The sequence below is a fragment of the Gilliamella sp. Nev6-6 genome, assembly GCF_001690605.1.
GTDB lineage: Bacteria > Pseudomonadota > Gammaproteobacteria > Enterobacterales > Orbaceae > Gilliamella > Gilliamella apicola_C.
In genome coordinates, this window is sequence record NZ_LZHP01000025.1 from 1 (window position 1) to 1135 (window position 1135).

Annotated in this window: 1 protein-coding gene; it reads right to left on the bottom strand. The window is 36.9% G+C overall.

What is annotated here, in order from left to right; all coding sequences use genetic code 11:
- On the bottom strand, nt 1–1135 hold a 1135-nt coding region (locus tag A9G42_RS04390), incomplete at both ends, for an IS256 family transposase (protein ID WP_065652746.1).

Consider the following 1135-nt stretch of genomic DNA (forward strand, 5'->3'; position numbering starts at 1 on the left):
AAATTCCAATTTTGGATTGGCATTGTCCATTTTTTCTCCGCATTTTGCAACCCTAAATACAGCAGCTTAAGTAGGCTATTTTCATTAGGAAATCCGCTTTTTGTCTTTGTTAATTTACGAAATTGTCGATGAATTGACTCAATAGCATTGGTGGTATAAATCACCTTACGAATAGGCTCAGGATAGCGGAAATAAGCTGATAAATTATCCCATTTACGACGCCATGATTGGATGACGATTGGATACTTATCGCCCCATTTTTTCTCAAGTTCATCTAATGCATCAATTGCTGCTTCACGAGAGACCGCCTTGTAAACAAGTTTCAAATCGCTCATAAATGCTTTGTGATGTTTAGAGGCAACATACTTAATTGAATGGCGGATTTGATGAATAACACAAAGTTGAACCTCTGTTTGTGGGTAAATAGTATTAATCGCTTCAGGAAAGCCAACTAATCCATCGACACAAGCAATTAAAATGTCATTTAATCCTCGGTTTTGTAAATCGGTCAACACCGATAACCAAAAATGAGCCCCTTCGTTTTCAGATAAATACAAGCCTAATACTTCCTTTTTTCCGGCTAAATTAAGTGCAAGTACAGTATAAACAGCCTTGCTGTGATAAACCCCATCTTCTTTTACTTTATAATGAATTGCATCCATCCAAACAAACGGATAAAGCGATTCTAGCGGTCGTTGTTGCCATAATCTGAGCTCAGGAATGATTTTATCTGTAATGGCGGTTAAAGTTGCAGGAGAAAGACGAAAAGCATAAATCTCTTCAATATGCTGGCTGATATCTTTATAACTCATCCCCAGCGCATACATACTGAGAATTTTTTGTTCAATTTCATCGTTTAATGTTGTCTGATTTTTTTTGATGAGTTGAGGTTCAAATGAACCGTTTCTATCTCTTGGTGCATCAAGTTCGAAACTGCCTGATGAGCTTTTTATTGTCTTTGAACTCTTACCATTACGCCGATTAGGGGTAATGTCGTTGGCTAAATGAGAATCTAATTCCGCCGATAACGCCGCTTCTGTTAGCTGCTTGATTAATGGCGTTAAAATACCATCTTTACCCGTTAGCGGTTGACCATTTTGTAATAATTTTAATGCTTTTTCAAAATCAAATTCTT